12 protein-coding genes and 1 riboswitch are annotated in these 14,385 nt (G+C 41.2%); of the genes, 9 read left to right on the plus strand and 3 right to left on the minus strand.

Going from position 1 to position 14,385, the window contains the following annotated elements:
- The first annotated feature begins 40 nt into the window (after window positions 1-40).
- Entirely contained in the window at window positions 41-886 is an 846-nt protein-coding gene (locus O3601_RS08810; protein WP_261023036.1) for an undecaprenyl-diphosphate phosphatase, read from the plus strand.
- A 146-nt stretch (window positions 887-1,032) separates the two neighbouring features.
- On the opposite strand, the gene dinB is transcribed toward O3601_RS08810, so the two are convergent.
- Window positions 1,033-2,094 carry a DNA polymerase IV gene (dinB, locus tag O3601_RS08815; RefSeq protein ID WP_371472604.1) on the minus strand — a complete coding sequence of 354 codons (1,062 nt, stop codon included), beginning with the start codon at window positions 2,092-2,094 and terminating at the stop codon, window positions 1,033-1,035.
- 239 nt (window positions 2,095-2,333) lie between these two features.
- Between dinB and pflB the strand changes: the two genes are divergently transcribed.
- Window positions 2,334-4,658 carry a formate C-acetyltransferase gene (gene pflB / locus O3601_RS08820; protein WP_261068198.1) on the plus strand — a complete coding sequence of 775 codons (2,325 nt, stop codon included), beginning with the start codon at window positions 2,334-2,336 and terminating at the stop codon, window positions 4,656-4,658.
- Between the two features lie 273 nt (window positions 4,659-4,931).
- Here the strand turns inward: pflB and O3601_RS08825 are convergent, their stop codons facing one another.
- Window positions 4,932-6,371, minus strand: coding sequence for a TrkH family potassium uptake protein (locus O3601_RS08825; RefSeq protein WP_371472606.1), 1,440 nt, complete (start codon window positions 6,369-6,371; stop codon window positions 4,932-4,934).
- Window positions 6,372-6,374: 3 nt separating this feature from the next.
- Window positions 6,375-7,724, minus strand: a complete 1,350-nt coding sequence (gene trkA / locus O3601_RS08830) for a Trk system potassium transporter TrkA (protein ID WP_371472608.1) — start codon at window positions 7,722-7,724, stop codon at window positions 6,375-6,377.
- Between the two features lie 188 nt (window positions 7,725-7,912).
- On the opposite strand from trkA, the gene O3601_RS08835 reads away from it, so the two are divergent.
- The 7 genes from O3601_RS08835 to O3601_RS08865 all read left to right on the plus strand — a co-directional run bounded on the left by O3601_RS08835 (window position 7,913) and on the right by O3601_RS08865 (window position 14,329).
- Window positions 7,913-8,761, plus strand: a complete 849-nt coding sequence (locus O3601_RS08835) for an S-adenosyl-l-methionine hydroxide adenosyltransferase family protein (RefSeq protein WP_031227981.1) — start codon at window positions 7,913-7,915, stop codon at window positions 8,759-8,761.
- Between the two features lie 18 nt (window positions 8,762-8,779).
- Window positions 8,780-9,328: an ECF-type riboflavin transporter substrate-binding protein gene (locus O3601_RS08840; RefSeq protein ID WP_261040366.1), complete on the plus strand. Its 549-nt coding sequence runs from the start codon at window positions 8,780-8,782 to the stop codon at window positions 9,326-9,328.
- A 167-nt stretch (window positions 9,329-9,495) separates the two neighbouring features.
- The gene (locus tag O3601_RS08845; RefSeq protein WP_261085540.1) at window positions 9,496-11,178 is read left to right on the plus strand and encodes an ABC transporter ATP-binding protein; all 1,683 of its coding nucleotides are present in this window, start codon (window positions 9,496-9,498) and stop codon (window positions 11,176-11,178) included.
- Window positions 11,163-11,993, plus strand: a complete 831-nt coding sequence (locus tag O3601_RS08850) for an energy-coupling factor transporter transmembrane protein EcfT (RefSeq protein ID WP_001148091.1) — start codon at window positions 11,163-11,165, stop codon at window positions 11,991-11,993. The genes O3601_RS08845 and O3601_RS08850 overlap by 16 nt, the downstream gene beginning before the upstream one ends.
- A 192-nt stretch (window positions 11,994-12,185) precedes the next feature.
- Window positions 12,186-12,689 carry a tRNA (cytidine(34)-2'-O)-methyltransferase gene (locus O3601_RS08855; protein WP_000181390.1) on the plus strand — a complete coding sequence of 168 codons (504 nt, stop codon included), beginning with the start codon at window positions 12,186-12,188 and terminating at the stop codon, window positions 12,687-12,689.
- A 53-nt stretch (window positions 12,690-12,742) separates the two neighbouring features.
- Window positions 12,743-12,961: riboswitch (FMN riboswitch) on the plus strand.
- 164 nt (window positions 12,962-13,125) lie between these two features.
- Complete coding sequence (locus tag O3601_RS08860; RefSeq protein WP_000185833.1) at window positions 13,126-13,689, plus strand: ECF transporter S component; 564 nt, start codon at window positions 13,126-13,128, stop codon at window positions 13,687-13,689.
- Window positions 13,679-14,329, plus strand: coding sequence for a phosphatase PAP2 family protein (locus O3601_RS08865; RefSeq protein ID WP_261025831.1), 651 nt, complete (start codon window positions 13,679-13,681; stop codon window positions 14,327-14,329). Before O3601_RS08860 ends, O3601_RS08865 begins: the two co-directional genes overlap by 11 nt.
- The last annotated feature ends 56 nt before the right edge of the window (window positions 14,330-14,385 follow it).

Raw genomic sequence — 14,385 nt, forward strand, 5'->3', positions numbered from 1 at the left:
AAAAATATGCTATAATGGAAGATAGAAAAAGGAGTAATCTATGTATCTTATTGAAATTTTAAAATCTATCTTCTTCGGTATTGTTGAAGGAATTACGGAATGGTTGCCGATTTCCAGTACAGGTCACTTGATTTTAGCAGAGGAGTTTATCCAATACCAAAATCAGAATGAAGCTTTTATGTCTATGTTTAATGTCGTGATTCAGCTTGGTGCGATTTTAGCGGTTATGGTGATTTACTTTAACAAGCTCAATCCCTTTAAACCGGGTAAAGACAAGCAGGAAGTTCGTCGAACTTGGCAATTGTGGTCTAAAGTTCTTGTAGCTACTTTACCTTTGCTTGCTGTATTTAAGTTTGATGATTGGTTTGATACCCACTTCCATAATATGGTTTCTGTTGCTCTCATGTTGATTATCTACGGGATTGCCTTTATTTATTTGGAAAAGCGCAATAAAGCGCGTGCTATCGAGCCAAGTGTAACAGAGTTGGACAAGCTTCCTTATACGACAGCTTTCTATATCGGACTCTTCCAAGTTCTTGCCCTTTTACCAGGGACCAGTCGTTCTGGAGCAACGATTGTCGGTGGTTTGTTAAATGGAACCAGTCGTTCTGTTGTGACAGAATTTACCTTCTATCTTGGAATTCCTGTTATGTTTGGAGCTAGTGCCTTAAAGATTTTCAAATTTGTGAAAGCAGGACAGCTCTTGAGCTTTGGGCAGTTGTTCTTGCTCTTGGTTGCGATGGGAGTAGCTTTTGCAGTCAGTATGGTCGCTATTCGTTTCTTGACCAGCTATGTGAAAAAACACGACTTTACCCTTTTTGGTAAATACCGTATCGTGCTTGGTAGTATCTTGCTACTTTATAGCTTTGTCCGTTTATTTGTATAAGAAAAACCTTGAAGGGGCAACTCTTCAAGGTTTTATACTCTTCGAAAATCTCTTCAAACCACGTCAGTTCTATCTGCAACCTCAAAACGGTGTTTTGAGCAACCTGCGGCTAGCTTCCTAGTTTGCTCTTTGATTTTCATTGAGTATTAAAATCCAGTCATGGTAATCCCCAACAGGCGGACACCTCTTTCTTTCTCGTCTAACTCTTCATAGAGTTGCAGGGCTATTTGGCTTATCTGACTAGCATCCTGTGTTTTTTGGGCCAGACTTTTTCGTTTAGTAAGAGTTGAAAAGTCTTCGTAGCGGATTTTCAAAATGACAATTTTACCAGCTTTTTCTTGCTGATTGAGATTGAGAGCGACCCTTTCTGATAGGAGAGTCAGCTCTTTTTTGATGTCCTCCTCGGCACGGAGAATCTTTCCATAGGTTTTCTCCTTCCCAATTGATTTACAGATGCGATTGGATTTAACTGGGGAATTGTGGATGCCACGAGCCTTTCGATAAAGGTCATAGCCCAGTCTGCCAAAACGGTCTATTAGGGTCACTTCAGGAACTTCAAGTAAATCAGCGCCAGTAAAAACGCCCATTTGATGAAGACGTTCTACAGTCTTTTTTCCTACTCCATGAAACTTGGAAATATCCATTTGTTTGAGAAAATCCTCAGCTTGGTCAGGTAGAATCACTGTCAGGCCATGTGGTTTTTGATAATCGCTAGCCATTTTAGCTAAGAATTTGTTGTAAGAAACGCCGGCAGAAGCAGTTAGATGGAGTTCTTGCCAGATATCCTCTTGAATGAGGCGAGCGATTTTGACCGCTGACTTGATACCGAGTTTATTTTCTGTCACATCCAAATAGGCTTCGTCAATACTCATGGGTTCAATCAAATCTGTATAGCGCTTAAAAATCGATCGAATCTGGAGGCCCACAGCTTTATATTTTTCATAATTCCCTGAGATGAAGACGGCCTGGGGACAACGCTCATAGGCTTCCTTAGAGCTCATGGCTGAATGGACACCAAAAGCTCGCGCCTCATAGCTACAAGTGGAAACGACACCACGTCCACCTGTTTGCCGAGGGTCGCTTCCGATAATGACAGGTTTTCCTCTGAGTTTAGGATTATCTCTGATTTCCACCGCAGCAAAAAAGGCATCCATGTCAATATGGATGATTTTTCTTGACAAATCATTTAATAAGGGAAAAATCAACATGCCTAGCCCCCCTTTTTACAGCTTATTTTCTTTTATTATACCCTTTTTTCTGAAAAAAGGAAAAAAGGGTATATTTTTTTCAAAAATATAATACAGTTTGGGATAAAACACAGACTGTTTTAGAAAAGAAAGTGTAAAAATAGGGATTTACCACTTGTTGAAAACGATTACTGTATGGTATACTTGTCTCATGAATGTAACAGATAGTTGTTACTAGAAAGAAAAAAGAGGACATTAACATGGTTGTTAAGACAGTTGTTGAAGCACAAGATATTTTTGACAAAGCTTGGGAAGGCTTCAAAGGCGTAGATTGGAAAGAAAAAGCAAGTGTATCACGCTTCGTACAAGCTAACTACACACCTTATGATGGAGACGAAAGCTTCCTCGCAGGACCAACAGAACGTTCACTTCACATCAAAAAAATTGTAGAAGAAACTAAAGCACACTACGAAGAAACTCGTTTCCCAATGGACACTCGTCCAACATCTATCGCTGATATTCCAGCAGGATTTATCGATAAAGAAAACGAAGTTATCTTCGGTATCCAAAACGATGAACTCTTCAAATTGAACTTCATGCCAAAAGGTGGTATCCGTATGGCTGAAACTACTTTGAAAGAAAATGGATACGAACCAGATCCAGCTGTTCACGAAATCTTTACTAAATACGTAACAACAGTTAACGACGGTATCTTCCGTGCTTACACTTCAAACATTCGTCGCGCACGTCACGCGCACACTGTAACTGGTCTTCCAGATGCATACTCACGCGGACGTATCATCGGTGTTTACGCACGTCTTGCTCTTTACGGTGCAGACTACTTGATGCAAGAAAAAGTAAACGACTGGAATGCAATCGAAGAAATCGATGAAGAAACAATCCGTCTTCGTGAAGAAATCAACCTTCAATACCAAGCATTGCAACAAGTTGTTCGCTTGGGTGACCTTTACGGAGTTGATGTTCGCAAACCAGCGATGAACGTTAAAGAAGCTATCCAATGGGTTAACATCGCCTTCATGTCTGTCTGCCGTGTTATCAACGGTGCTGCAACATCTCTTGGACGTGTACCAATCGTATTGGACATCTTTGCAGAACGTGACCTTGCTCGTGGTACATTTACTGAATCAGAAATCCAAGAATTCGTTGATGATTTCGTTATGAAACTTCGTACAGTTAAATTTGCTCGTACAAAAGCTTACGACCAATTGTACTCAGGTGACCCAACTTTCATCACAACTTCTATGGCTGGTATGGGTAACGACGGTCGTCACCGTGTTACTAAGATGGACTACCGTTTCTTGAACACACTTGACAACATCGGTAACTCACCAGAACCAAACTTGACAGTTCTTTGGACTGATAAATTGCCATACAACTTCCGTCGCTACTGTATGCACATGAGCCACAAACACTCTTCTATCCAATATGAAGGTGTAACAACAATGGCTAAAGACGGATATGGTGAAATGAGCTGTATCTCATGCTGTGTGTCTCCGCTTGACCCAGAAAATGAAGAACAACGCCACAACATCCAGTACTTCGGTGCGCGTGTAAACGTATTGAAAGCCCTTCTTACTGGTTTGAACGGTGGTTACGACGATGTTCACAAAGACTACAAAGTATTTGACATCGAACCAATCCGTGACGAAGTTCTTGAATTTGAATCAGTTAAAGCTAACTTTGAAAAATCTCTTGACTGGTTGACTGACACTTACGTAGATGCTTTGAACATCATCCACTACATGACTGATAAGTACAACTACGAAGCTGTTCAAATGGCCTTCTTGCCAACTAAACAACGTGCCAACATGGGATTCGGTATCTGTGGATTTGCCAACACTGTTGATACATTGTCAGCTATCAAATACGCTACAGTTAAACCAATCCGTGATGAAAATGGCTACATCTACGATTACGAAACAATCGGTGAATACCCACGTTGGGGTGAAGATGACCCACGTTCAAACGAATTGGCAGAATGGTTGATCGAAGCTTACACAACTCGTCTACGTAGCCACAAACTTTACAAAGACGCTGAAGCTACAGTATCACTTTTGACAATCACATCTAACGTTGCTTACTCCAAACAAACTGGTAACTCACCAGTCCACAAAGGTGTATACCTCAACGAAGATGGTTCTGTGAACTTGTCTAAACTTGAATTCTTCTCACCAGGTGCTAACCCATCTAACAAAGCTAAAGGTGGATGGTTGCAAAACTTGAACTCACTTTCTAGCCTTGACTTTAGTTACGCAGCTGATGGTATCTCATTGACTACACAAGTATCACCTCGTGCTCTTGGTAAGACTCGTGACGAACAAGTTGATAACTTGGTAACAATCCTTGATGGTTACTTTGAAAACGGTGGACAACACGTTAACTTGAACGTTATGGACTTGAACGATGTTTACGAAAAGATCATGTCAGGCGAAGACGTTATCGTACGTATCTCTGGATACTGTGTAAACACTAAATACCTCACTCCAGAACAAAAAACTGAATTGACACAACGTGTCTTCCACGAAGTTCTTTCAATGGATGATGCCTTGGATACGTTGAGCTAATCAAGTTCTTGAATAATGAAATAAGGAACCCTCGGTCAGTCGACTGAGGGTTTTTGGGTAAAATCTCTTCAAAGCACGTCAGTTTTATCTGCAATCTCAAAGCGGTGCGTTGAGCAACCTGTGGCTAGCTTCCTAGTTTGCTTTTTGATTTTCATTGAGTATTAGTCAGGATCTGAAGTGTCTCGCTTGGTTTAAAAAGAGAGTTAGTTGGGGGCGAGAGATCATCAGAAATAAAAAAACCACACTTTGTAAGACACAAGGTGTGGTTGTATTTTATCTCTTAGACCAAGTTCTCTTCATAAAGAGAAGTAAGATTGGATAAATCTCCAAGCGCCCTGCAATCATTGCAAAGGAGAGGAGAATTTTTGAGATAGGACTAAAGATTGAGAAACTAGAAGTGGTTCCTAGAATAGGTCCGATATTATTGAAACAGCTAAAGACAGCACTGGTAACGACTAGGAAATCATTGCTATCTAGGCTGACAATAAAGATAAGCGCTAGCAAAATCATAGAATAGATGACAAAGTATTTGAGAATCTTATGCTGGGTATCTTTGTCAATCACCGTCTTATTAACATGGAGGGTCAAAACACGGTGGGGCGATAGGATTGATAAAATCTGATTTTTAGCAATTTTTGAAAGGATGAGGCCTCGAATAACCTTGAGTCCACCTGCGGTTGATCCAGCAGAACCACCAATTCCCATGAGGAAGAGAAGAATAAACTGGGAGAAGAGGGGCCAGTTGGTAATATCTCCGTAACCAAAACCAGTCGTCGTAATGATATTGGAAACTTGGAAGAAGGCCATTTCAAAACTCTTTGAAAATCCTGGATAGAGGTAGAGGGTATTGAGGCTAATCAAGCCTGTAGAAAGCAGTACAATGACCAAGTAAGCCCGAAGTTCTTCATCTCCAAAGAAGGCCTTGACGCGACGGAGCATAAGGTAGTAGTAGAGATTGAAATTTACCCCAAAAACCAAAACTCCTATACTAACCAGATAGGTAATCAGTGAGCTACCATAGTGGGCGATTCCATCGTTATAGACGGTAAAGCCTCCTGTACCTGCTGTCCCCATGGCAATGACAAAACTATCAAATAGGGGCATGCCAGCTAGATAATAGATGATGACAAAGAGGGAGAAGAGAGCTAGATAAAGGAGATAGAGAATCTGGGCAGTGTTTTTTAGTTTGGATACTACTTTACCAAAAACAGGGCCAGGAACCTCAGCCTTCATCACCTCTAGGTGACTATTCTTGGCATTATCCATAATAGCAAGCGCAAAAACAAGCACCCCCATCCCTCCAATCAAGTGGGTAAAACTTCGCCAGAAGAGGAGGGAACGGCTGAGAACTGAAACGTCATTCAGAATAGTTGCTCCAGTAGTTGTAAAGCCAGAACTGATCTCAAAAAAGGCATCGATAACGCTGGGAATTTGTCTAGCAAAGACAAAGGGGAGACCACCAAAGAAAGACCAAAGGATCCAACAGAAGGCAACAATCAAGACTCCCTCCTTGGCATAAATCCGTTGATTTTTGGGCTTTTGTAAAATTCCTGAACCACCTAGTAATACGAGAATCCCTATTGTTGAAAAGAGGGCCGTAAAGACTTGGCTCGATTCACGGTAATAGATAGCAACAGCTACAGGAACCAAAAGAAGAACAGCTTCAATCAAAAGTAATTTTGAAAGGAGGTAACGAATCATACTTTTATTCATTTCTTACCTCGCAATCAAGTCATAAATCTTGGTGATGTTTGGCAACAAAGTTGTTACTAGGAGCTTGTCTCCAACTTCCAGCATATCCTCCCCAGTAGGGAAAATAGTCTTGCCCTTTCGAATGATGGCTGCAATAAGAACACCTTTTTTCAGTTTTAGTTGAGAAAGAGGTTTGGCAGTCATCTTATTAGCTTCCTTGATATGGAATTGCAGGGTTTCGATTTGGCCATTGGCTAGATGGTGCATGGCTTGAAGGTCTGAATACTGGGCATTAACCCGACCACGAATAAAGTGCATGATTGTATCTACAGCAATGCTTTTAGGTGTGATGATACTTGAAAAATCAGGTGCATTGATAATCTCGAGGAGACTGGTACGATTGACCTTGGTAATATTTTTCTGTACACCTACCCTGTCAAGGAACATAGATGTAATCAGATTTTCCTCATCGACTCCTGTTAGAGTCGCAACGGCATCATAATTTTGAGCACTTTCTTCCAGCAGGATATCTTTTGCGGTACCATCTCCCTGAACGATGTAGAGATTTGGGAATTTCTCGCTAAAGAAGCTAGCGATTTCAGGATTGATTTCAATAACCTTGGTATCGATACGACTGTCTTTGAGGATACCTAGTAGATAATAGGCAATTCTACCAGCTCCAACAATAAGAAGACTCTTCACGGCACGAGATTTGAAATAATTATGGAAGAGCATCATGTCAACACGGTTACCAGTGACAAAGATTCTATCTTTATCCTGTATGGTCATGTTACCGCTTGGAATGATAATTTGATGATCCCTCTCTATCGCACATACAATGACATTGCCAAATTTTTTCCGAAAATCAGAAATGGGCATTTGGCAAAGACCACTGGAGGATTTAACAGTGAATTCCATCAAGCTGACCCGTCCACCAAAGAAACGTTCGACAGAGAGGGCGTTGGGAAAGTCAATGATATTCGCGATAGCGCGGGCAGCCAAGAGCTCAGGGTTAACGATAAGAGAAAAACCGAGGATATTCTTTTCCTTGAAATAAGAGTTAGAATATTCAGGGTTCCGCACCCGAACGATGGTCTCTTTAGCCCCCATTTTCTTGGCTAGAACGGCTGCAATCATGTTCACTTCATCGTATTCAGTCAGGGCGATAAAGATATCACAATCCTGGACATTGGCTTGCTCAAGGATGGTAAAATCGGCCCCGTTACCAAGGATACCCATGATATCAAAGCGATTGACAATATGATTGAGGACAGCTTCGTCTTGCTCAATCAGCAAAACATCATGCTTTTCTGCAACCAAGGAGCGACAGAGGGCAGAACCAACTTTTCCCCCTCCGACAAGGATAATTTTCATAATAAAACCTACTTCTTCATTATGTAACTATCATACCTTTTTTCAAGAAAAAATGCACCTACTAGCTAATCACCAGAGTTTTTAGTAGGAAATTTGCTATAAGGTAAAACTATACCCTAATCAATTAAAATAGCTATTAGCACCTTTCTCTGAAATATGGTATGATAAAGGATATACAAGGAGATAAAATGAATAATAATTTACTGGTATTACAATCAGACTTTGGTCTGGTTGATGGTGCGGTATCGGCTATGATTGGAGTGGCTTTAGAAGAGTCTCCAACCTTAAAAATTCATCATTTGACGCACGATATCACGCCTTATAATATTTTTGAGGGGAGCTATCGTCTCTTTCAGACGGTGGATTACTGGCCTGAGGGAACGACGTTTGTATCGGTTGTCGATCCAGGTGTCGGCTCGAAACGTAAGAGTGTGGTTGCCAAGACTGCAAAAAATCAATACATTGTCACGCCAGATAATGGAACGCTTTCTTTTATTAAGAAACACGTTGGTATTGTAGCCATTCGTGAAATTTCTGAGGTAGCTAATAGACGTCAAAACACAGAGCATTCTTATACCTTCCACGGTCGTGATGTCTATGCCTATACTGGTGCTAAATTAGCCAGTGGTCACATTAGTTTTGAGGAAGTGGGGCCAGAGCTCAGTGTAGATCAGATTGTGGAACTTCCAGTCGTAGAGACCATCATAGAAGATCATCTGGTGAAGGGAGCTATTGATATTCTGGATGTGCGTTTTGGTTCGCTTTGGACCTCTATCACGCGAGAAGAATTTTACAAGCTGGAACCAGCATTCGGTGATCGTTTTGAGGTGACTATCTATCATGCTGATATGCTGGTCTATCAAAATCAGGTTGTCTATGGCAAATCATTTGCAGATGTGAGAATTGGGCAACCCATCCTTTACATCAACTCTCTCTATCGTTTAGGTCTGGCAATTAACCAAGGTTCCTTTGCCAAAGCTTACAATGTGGGTGTCGGTTCATCTTGGACCATTGAAATAAAGAAAATAGAAGGATAAAATAGGAGAATAAATAGTATGGAAATCAAATTTACAATTAAACAAGTTGTTGCTGTCGGAATTGGCGCTGCCCTCTTTGTCGTCATCGGGATGATCAACATTCCGACCCCTGTTCCAAATACAAGCATCCAGCTTCAGTATGCGGTACAAGCGCTACTTTCTATTATTTTTGGACCGATTATCGGTTTGCTTGTCGGGTTGATTGGTCATGCAATCAAGGACTCTCTTGCTGGTTACGGTCTGTGGTGGACTTGGATTGTTGCTAGCGGGCTCTTTGGTCTAGCTGTAGGGCTATTTAGAAAGTACGTTCGCGTGATCAATGGTGTCTTTGACTGGAAAGATATTCTTATTTTTAACCTCATTCAACTACTTGCAAATGCCCTTGTTTGGGGTGTCTTGGCACCACTTGGAGATGTTGTGATTTATCAAGAAGCAGCAGAAAAAGTATTTGCCCAAGGGATTGTTGCGGGAATTGCTAATGGTGTATCTGTAGCTATTGCAGGAACTCTTCTCTTGCTTGCCTATGCAGGAACTCAAACTCGTGCAGGAAGTTTGAAAAAGGACTAAAATGATGGGGAAGGCTGGGCAACCAGTCTTTTTGCTGTTTATAGGCTAGTCGAGTAAGCAATTTAGGCTAGGAATCTTGTTGGCGCTAAGATTTTAAGAGAAGAGACTGCAAGAAGGGCTTGATTTATGATAAAATAGAAGTCTAAGAAGCGAATGAAGAGAGTAAGATGAAAGAAGCTATAATTGAGTGGAAGGATTTCTCTTTCCGGTATGAAACACAACAAGAACCAACCTTGCAAGGGGTAAATTTGACCATTTACAAGGGGGAGAAAGTCTTAATTGTTGGGCCATCTGGGTCAGGTAAGTCTACCTTGGGTCAGTGTTTGAATGGGATTATTCCCAATATTTACAAGGGTCAGATGTCTGGAGAATTTTTGATCAAGGGGCAAGCAGCCTTTGATATGAGCATCTACGATAAATCTCATCTGGTTAGCACGGTTTTACAGGATACAGATGGGCAGTTTATCGGTTTATCCGTGGCAGAGGATTTGGCTTTTGCTCTGGAAAATGACGTGAAAGCTCTAGATGAGATGAAAAGTCGTGTTCATAAATGGGCTGAAAAGCTGGACCTTCTTTCTTTACTGTCTCAGCGTCCTCAGGATTTGTCAGGTGGACAAAAGCAGCGAGTCAGTCTGGCTGGTGTCTTGATTGATGAGAGTCCGATTCTTTTGTTTGATGAGCCACTCGCCAATCTGGATCCCAAGTCAGGTCAGGATATTATCGAATTGATTGATCAGATTCATAAGGAGGAGGGGACGACGACTCTTATTATCGAGCACCGTTTGGAGGACGTTCTGCATCGTCCTGTGGATCGGATTGTCTTGATAAACGATGGTCGTATCCTCTTTAATGGGAGTCCTGACCAGTTATTGGCGACTGATCTGTTGACCCAAAATGGAATCCGAGAACCTCTTTATCTTACCACTCTCCGTCAATTGGGTGTGGATTTAGCCAAGGAAGAACAATTAGCAAATCTGGATAACTTGTCTATCTCAAAAGGCCAGATTCAGTTGCGGACGGAACTGGTAAAAGAAACCCCAGAATTGCAGTCACTCTTTAAATTAGAGGACGTGTCTTTTTCTTATGATGATAGACCGATTTTAAAATCCCTACATTTAGATATTAAAAAGGGCGAAAAGATTGCCATTGTCGGGAAAAATGGAGCAGGGAAATCAACTCTAGCCAAGGCCTTAAGTAGATTTATCCAGACAGAAGGTTCTTACCTTTGGGAAGGCCAGGATATCAAAGGAGATTCTGTTGCAGAACGGGCGGAACGAGTAGGCTATGTGCTGCAAAATCCTAATCAAATGATTTCAACCAATATGATTTTTGATGAGGTGGCTCTAGGGCTCCGTTTGCGAGGTGTGGATGAGCAGGAAATTGAAACGAGAGTCTATGAAACCTTGAAAATCTGTGGTCTCTATGAATTCCGTAATTGGCCAATTTCTGCCCTGTCATTTGGCCAGAAAAAACGTGTTACTATTGCCTCGATTTTGGTTTTAGGCGCTGAAATTATTCTCCTAGATGAGCCAACAGCAGGTCAAGACCAGAAGAACTATACTGAGATTATGGAATTTCTCGAAGAGTTGCATCAAAAAGGTCATACCATTGTCATGATTACCCATGATATGCAATTGATGCTGGATTATTCAGACCGAGCTCTTGTTATGGTGGATGGAGAATTGATTGCCGATACTGATCCAGCTAGTCTGTTGAGCAATCCTGAGCTGTTACTAAAAGCCAATCTAAAAGAAACTTCAATCTTCAACTTGGCTAAGAAACTCGACGTGGATCCACTTGCTTTAACGGCATTTTACAAAGAAAGGAGAGAAGGATGCAAGCTAAATTAATTGGTTACCAGCATAGAGATACTGTGATTCATCGCTTGTCAGGAGCTGGGAAACTCCTCTTTTTCATTCTCGTATCATTGGCTGCCATGATTAGCTATGATACCAGACTGCTTGTTCTGATTGCCATCTTTTCGGTCTTTCTCCTCTATTTGTCAGAAATCCGTTTTAAAGATGTTTCCTTTGTAGCCGTTTTTGCGACGGTATTTGCCGTTTTAAACGTCTTGATGGTCTATCTCTTTTCTCCCGAGTATGGGGTTGGACTTTACGGAGAGAGAAGTGTGATTTGGCAGGGAATCGGTGCCTACACTCTGACTAGTCAAGAGCTTTTTTATCTGCTAAATCTGGCTATTAAGTACCTTTGCACCATTCCTCTAGCTATTATCTTTTTGATGACAACCCACCCTAGTCAGTTTGCTTCCAGTTTAAATCAAATTGGTGTGCCTTACAAGATTGCCTATTCAGTCAGTCTGACCTTGCGCTATATTCCAGATTTGCAGGAAGAATTCTTTACTATCAAGATGTCTCAGGAGGCGCGTGGGATGGAATTATCCAAAAAAGCTTCTCTTATGCAACGAATCAAAGGCAATCTGCGCATTATCACTCCCTTGATTTTTAGCTCGCTAGAACGCATTGATACCATTGCGACCGCCATGGAGCTTCGGCGCTTTGGGAAAGAGAAAAAACGCACTTGGTATAGTTATCAGGCCTTGAAAAAAGGAGATTATCTTACCTTGCTCTTGGCAACCTTGTTTTTAGTAGCTAGTTTACTACTTATCTTGCAGAATCAGGGACGATTTTACAACCCTTGGAAATAGCTTGAAAAAATTGAAAAAATCAAGTCGTTTCTATTGACAATGATTCTGAAAGTGTTATACTAAGAAAGTAGTTTCGCTGATTTACTTCAAACCTGTTGTGAGGTAAGTTAACGATGCCTTAACCACGCTGTTTGCTGAGCTTGACTCCGGGCAGTGTGGCTATTTTTTTGCAATGGTGAAAGGAAGCAAGTCATGACAAATCACATTGTATTATTTGAACCTCAAATTCCACAAAATACAGGCAATATCGCGCGTACTTGCGCTGCGACCAATTCTCCCCTCCACATCATCAAGCCAATGGGCTTTCCTATCGATGATCGCAAGATGAAGCGAGCTGGATTGGATTATTGGGATAAGCTAGAGATTTATTTTTACGAGAGTTTGGAGGATTTCATGTCTCAGATGAAGGGCAAACTCTACCTGATTTCTAAATTCGCTGAGAACGTGTATTCTGAGGTGGATTTATCGACTGACGAGGACCACTATTTTCTCTTTGGACGTGAAGACAAGGGCTTACCTGAGGACTTTATGCGAGAACATCCTGAGAAGGCTCTACGTATTCCTATGAATGATGAACATGTCCGCAGTCTCAATGTGTCTAATACCGTCTGCATGATTGTCTATGAGGCTCTTCGCCAGCAGAACTTTGCAGGTCTTGAGCTCGTTCATACCTATGAAGTGGATAAATTGAAATAAAAAATGAAAATGAACAAAATGCTTGCGCTTGCAAGCGTTTTTTGTTATGATAAAAGAGTCTTCAGGGCAGGGTGTGATTCCCGACCGGCGGTAAATTTGACTATCTATTTTAGCTTTCTCGTCGTTGTCTTGTCTCGATATACTTTAAGTATTATCTTCGACTGCGACGCCTAGATAAATCTAAAATATCTTAGCCAAATAAGTCCGCGAGCGCAAGCTGATGTGGTGAGATTCCACAACCGACAGTATAGTCTGGATGGGAGAAGACGAAAGAATAGCTTTGTCTGTTCTGATAGATTTATAGCTGAATTGTAACCGCTTGCTTTTATTTTCTTTAATAGAGTGAGAGGGAACTTTTGGGATATAAAAAGTGAGAATAGATAGAGGAATCCTTTCTAACTTCTTCTGATTTTATAGAAAATTGGAGGAACCTGTTATGACAAACACACGTCGACTTTCGACCATTGCGATCTTATCAGCCATCTCATTTGTGCTGATGTACTTTGACTTTCCGCTTTTACCAGCGGCGTCCTTCCTCAAGATCGAATTTAGTATCTTGCCAGTCCTTGTGGGCTTGGTGGTCATGGATTTGCCTGCTGCTCTAGGAGTTCTCTTGCTTCGCTCACTCTTGAAACTGCTTCTTAACAGCCAGGGAGTGAATACTTACATTGGTTTGCCAATGAATATCGTAGCTTTGGGAGTTTTTGTCATCGTATTTGCTTTGATTTGGAAAAAGGAACGGACAACCCTTCGTTTCCTACTAGGCTCTCTAGCTGGAACTATTGGTTTAACCGTGGCTATGTTGGTTCTCAACTATGTTTACGCTGTTCCTTTGTACGCTAAGTTTGCTAACTTTGATATTGGAAAAATTTTGGGACTTTCCAACTACCTAATGACTATGGTATTACCTTTTAATTTGATTGAGGGTGTAATCTTTTCCGTTTCATTCTGGTTGTTGTACATTCTCTTGAAACCAACCTTAAAACATTATGAGAGATAAACAAACATTTTTAATGAAGGGCAGTTTTGCCCTTTTACTTTTCGTTATTCTTGGCTATATGGTCAAATTTTATCCTGACACGCTGGTCGGTTTTGACCAACCGATTCAGCTGGCTGTGCGAGGAGACTTGCCAGATTACTTGACTATTCTTTTCCGAGCCATCACACGTTTGATTGATATCCCAGTGATTATCACTTGGGTTGTCATTACAGCTTTTGTCTTTTATCGTAAGCGATGGAAGATAGAAAGTTTCTTCATGCTGGGAAATCTGGCTTTGGCAGGTCTTTTAATTGTGACCTTTAAAAACATCTATCAGCGCCCTCGGCCGGCTATCTTACATCTAGTTGAGGAGAAGGGATTTTCCTTCCCGAGTGGGCATTCTCTGGCTGTAACCTTGATGGTCGGATCTCTGATTGTCATTCTTAGTCAACGGATTAAAGATCCAGTCTGGAGAAAAATCGTGCAAATTATTCTTGGCCTCTACCTAGTCAGTGTGCTGGTATCAAGGGTCTATCTGGGAGTTCATTACCCATCAGATGTTCTTGCCAGTCTCTGTGTAGGCTTGGGAGTCCTGTTTATCGAGTTTCCCTTCTATGATAAACTTCGCTTCCAATGGCGATTTAAAGGTAAGCAGAAGTGATGAAAAAGATAAAAAATTATACAAAGATAAGGATATAAAATATATATTTTAAACAT

Source organism: Streptococcus sp. 20925_1_69 (assembly GCF_041432365.1).
GTDB lineage: Bacteria > Bacillota > Bacilli > Lactobacillales > Streptococcaceae > Streptococcus.